Origin of the sequence: Wolbachia endosymbiont of Glossina morsitans morsitans (genome assembly GCF_000689175.1) — a bacterium.
In the GTDB taxonomy this organism is placed as follows: Bacteria; Pseudomonadota; Alphaproteobacteria; order Rickettsiales; family Anaplasmataceae; genus Wolbachia; species Wolbachia pipientis.
This window is the reverse complement of record NZ_AWUH01000102.1, coordinates 1-4,338: the sequence shown is the minus strand read 5'-3', so window position 1 is coordinate 4,338 and position 4,338 is coordinate 1. Positions and strand designations below refer to the sequence as shown.

The 4,338-nt window shown below is 36.2% G+C and carries 3 protein-coding genes; all 3 read right to left on the bottom strand.

Annotation, left to right across the window (positions count from 1 at the left end):
• Window positions 1-244: 244 nt before the first annotated feature.
• The 3 genes from argS to WGMM_RS02440 all read right to left on the bottom strand — a co-directional run bounded on the left by argS (window position 245) and on the right by WGMM_RS02440 (window position 4,173).
• A complete protein-coding gene (gene argS, locus WGMM_RS02450) occupies window positions 245-1,951 on the bottom strand; it encodes an arginine--tRNA ligase (protein WP_038249534.1) in 1,707 nt (568 codons plus the stop codon).
• 93 nt (window positions 1,952-2,044) lie between these two features.
• A complete protein-coding gene (locus tag WGMM_RS02445) occupies window positions 2,045-2,263 on the bottom strand; it encodes a hypothetical protein (RefSeq protein ID WP_010962563.1) in 219 nt (72 codons plus the stop codon).
• 194 nt (window positions 2,264-2,457) lie between these two features.
• Window positions 2,458-4,173 (bottom strand): ABC transporter ATP-binding protein, encoded by a 1,716-nt coding sequence (locus tag WGMM_RS02440; protein ID WP_038249527.1) that lies wholly within the window; start codon window positions 4,171-4,173, stop codon window positions 2,458-2,460.
• Between the last annotated feature and the right edge of the window lie 165 nt (window positions 4,174-4,338).

Sequence of the window (4,338 nt, the reverse complement as noted above, 5' to 3'; positions counted from 1 at the left end):
CTCTACATCTTCTTCGAACTCTTCTTCCACTAAATCTACTAAAACTTCAGGAATAGTTTTATTTTGAGTCTCTGCCATTTCTGTAAGATACTGAGCCAATTTACTGTCAAAACTTACATTAACATTGAGCTTTTTTTGACTGTGAGCCATATATTAACCAGAGAATACTACTATAAACCATAACATTTTTACTTAATTTTGTCAACTTCTCTATTCGTTGAAAAAACAATCTTGCATAAAAAATTCAACTCATCTCTTCCAAAGGCTCTATATTGAAGATAGAAAGTCCAGAAGCAATGACGTGTGCTAAGGCCTGCACGAGAAACATTCTTGCAGCGGTGAGGTTTAAGTTGTCTTCCAGTATGAAACGCATGTTTAAATCACTCTTGCCATACCCCCATAAAACGTGAAACGCTTCTGCAACTTCAAGTAAGTAGAAAGTAATTCTGTGTGGCTCACAAAGCCTTGCTGCAATTTCTACCACATCTGGCCACTTTGCTAAGGTTTTTATGAGGAAGAGCTCTCCACCTGTCCTTAAAAGTGAAGGATCTGCTGTTGGGAGCTCTTTTGGAGCATTACGCATTAACGAATGAGCACGAGCATGCGCATATTGCACGTAAAAAATAGGGTTGTCTTTTGACTGTTCTTTAACTTTAGCAAAATCAAAGTCCAAGACCATATCATTCTTGCGTGTTAGCATTATAAAACGAGTTATGTCCCTACCAACTTCTTCCACTACATCTCTTGCTGTTAGGAAATTTCCTGATCTTTTGGACATCTTAACAGGTTTGCCGTTCTCGAAAAAATTCACAATATTATGCAGTTTTACCTCTATTTTTGCTTGATCATCACTGAGCGCAGAGACGACTGCTTTGAGTCTTTTGACATAACCGCCGTGGTCACTACCAAGCTCTACGATCATATTGTTAAAACCACGCGATATCTTATCAAAATGGTAAGCGATATCCGAGGCAAAATAAGTCCAACTGCCGTCCTCTTTCTTCAATGCACGGTCAACGTCATCACCAAATTTTGTAGAGCGAAATAGCATCTCTTTTCTGGAAGTCCAATTTTCACTTTCTTTGCCTTTTGGTTTCTCCAGGTACCCTTCATACACTAGACCCTTGTCAGACAATATCTTTATACTCTCTTCAATTTTGCCACTTTTTTGTAGCTCATACTCTGAAGTAAAAACATCATGATTTACTCCAAGTGAGTTCATGTCTTCCTTTATAATTTCTAAGATAGAACTTAAAGTATAGTCTCTAATCACTTGATTATCTCGCTTTTCTAGAAGCTCTGCGCCATATTTTTTGGCCAGCCCCTCCCCTATCGGTTTTAAATATTCACCTGGGTATAAACCTTTTTCAACACTAATTTTTTCTCCCAGAGCTTCTTTATATCGCAAATACACTGACCGAATTAGCGTATCTATCTGTGCTCCAGCATCATTAATATAGTATTCCTTAGTAACTTTATAACCAACTTTTTTCAATAAATTTGCCAGAACGTCACCAAATACTGCCCCTCTTGCATGACCAATATGCAGTGGACCAGTTGGATTTGCAGATACAAATTCAACATTGATGGCCTGATTGTTCCCTATATCTAGGGTGCCAAACTCTGTTTTTAGCTCATTTATTTGTTTTAAAATTCCATGCCACACTTCTATTTTTAAGTGCATGTTGATGAAACCAGAGCCTGCTATTTCCACTTTTGCAACTTCATCAAAAAGTTCAAATTCTTTGGCTAAAACCTCCGCAATTTCAATGGGATTCTTCTTTTCATGCTTTGCAAGCACCATAGCAACATTTGTGTAAATGTCTCCATGGACTCTATTGCTTGGAGGCTCTATGATAAAGTTTGCTGCACTTGTGCTTATAACACCCCTTTGTTTCAAATCATTCAATTTACTAAAGATTAGAGAGGAAATCTGCTTAAAAATGTTCATTCACTATATTGCTATAAAATCTATAGCAATATAGTGAATAAGTGGGACTAGTTGAAGGTTTATCTTAACTATTTTATCTTCCTGGATCAGAGTTTATATTAAGTCGTTGCCGTAACCATGGTAAGAGAAAGCCATACCTTCGCTGTAACCATCATTACCAGCATCAGGCTCTTCAACATCATCAGTTACTACCTGATCTTCAGTTGTGATTTTATCCTTGATCGTCTCGTCTACACCCTCATCACTATAAGAAAATTTGTTAGTATATGAATAGCGATTATTGATTTTATCACTATAGTTATGTTTTAACATAGAGACCTCCTATACAGTCAAAATTGGAATTACATTAAGATAGAACAAGCTATGAATATAACGTGAATGAAAGAAACTACAGATCACGAAATTTCGGATAACTATGGAACCATTATAAAATAATAAAATTAAAAATTTAATAATTTTAATTATAAATCTAGCATATCAACTAACGGTATGATTTAAATTTTCTTTCAATTCCACTGTATCTTCGCCAGTTTTGCATACAGCCCGTCTTTACTCATTAGAGAGTCATGAGTTCCTACTTCTTCTACTTTTCCATGATTAATTACTATAATCTTGTCAGTCTTGAGTGCGGTTGATAGCCTGTGTGTAATTACGATTGTTGTTCTGTTTTGCATTAACTTGCTCAATGCTTTTTGCACGAGGTTCTCACTTTTGTAATCAAGGGCAGAGGTTGCTTCATCCAGTATTAAAACCTGAGGATTGTTGAGTATGGCCCTTGCTATTACAATACGTTGTTTTTGTCCTTCAGAAAGTTTTAATCCTCTTTTTCCTACAAATGTATCAAATTTATCAGGCAGCTTATCAATAAATTCCATCGCATAAGCGCTGATGGCTGCTTGCCTCACTTCCTCATATTCGGCACCTGGTTTGCCATATAGTATATTTTCCATTATTGAGCAAGAAAATATCATGTGATCTTGTGGCACTAGGCCAAACAACGATCTGAGGTCATTTAGCGCAATTGACTTAATATTGTGCCCATCGATAGTAATGCTACCTTTGTTTGGATCATGAAAACGGAGCAGAAGCTTTAAAATGGTGCTTTTACCACTGCCAGATGGTCCAACAATTGATACTGCTTGACCTGCCTCTATAGAAAATGATACGTTATTTAACGCTGGCTTATCAGACTGAGATTCATAAAAAAATGTTACGCCATTAAACGAAATTCCCTTTTGAACACTACAAATTTTTATAGGATCATCGGGATCTGCTATAGAGCTTTTCATATTTTTAAATTCAAATAAACGCTCTACTATTCCAAGACCTCGTTGTAAATCACTGATATTATCGCTCAAATTATTTATAGCTCCTGCTGCGAGCGCTGAATAAAACACAAATGAGGAGAGTTCTCCAATAGTTATATTATTGCTTAAGACTTCTTTAATACCAAAAAAGAGCAAAACAACTAGTGAACCTATCACACACGTGATAACTAGAGTTACTAAAATAGCACGCAAGAGTACTAATTTTACGTATGATTTTGATACTGAGTTTAAATGTTCCTTAAAACGGATTTTTTCGTTTTCCTCGAGTACAAACGATTTGATAGTCACTATAGATCTAAAATTTTCCTCACTAAATGACGCAAGCTCACTTAATTTATCCTGAGCAAAGCGTGCATAGCTACGCACTTTTTTTCCAAGTGAGGTCATGATAATGAGTAGTATAGGTATTATTGCGGCTGCATACGCAGTTAGTTGTATATTTGTATATAATAACATAGCAACACTGCCAATCAGAATCACAAAATTTCGTAGTATGGTTAGTAAGCTGCTGTTTATTATTGATTGCAGGACAGAGGTATCAGTAATTAACGCTGAGATAACATCTTGTACGCCTGTGTTCTCAAAGAAACTTGGTTGCAAGTTAGTGATACTGCTATATAAGTCATATCTGGTTCTCGCGATAACTTTCTCGCTGCCAATGCCAATGAAATATAACCGAGTAAATGCAGTGAGAGAAATGGCTAAAACTATAAGTATTGCAACTAATAGTTTGGTAGTAAAATCGTGCTCTGTGCCAGAATCAATTATATTGCTTAAGCCTCTGCCGAAGAGGAGGATCGTTAAGGCTGAAAATAAAACCGCAATAAAAGCTATGACAAAATAGGATAGATTAGGCTTTATATAGTAAAATAACTGCCTAATATTAGATCGCATCTTATTTTAAAGTTTCTAAAGTTAAGTATATAGATTTTAGTTTCAGGGGAAAGGGGAAAGGTGTAGTATGAAGCAATTTAGGTTCTGCAGCTGTTGTGATTTTAGTCCACCAAGAAAGGGTAGTAGCCCGCAGAAACGAAAAACTTGCTTGACAAACTCCGCCAG

What these genes read in the sequence shown, in the direction of transcription:
- argS (WP_038249534.1), bottom strand. Translation starts at nt 1,951, where the DNA reads ATGAACATTTTTAAGCAGATTTCCTCTCTAATCTTTAGTAAATTGAAT.
- WGMM_RS02445 (WP_010962563.1), bottom strand. Translation starts at nt 2,263, where the DNA reads ATGTTAAAACATAACTATAGTGATAAAATCAATAATCGCTATTCATAT.
- WGMM_RS02440 (WP_038249527.1), bottom strand. Translation starts at nt 4,173, where the DNA reads ATGCGATCTAATATTAGGCAGTTATTTTACTATATAAAGCCTAATCTA.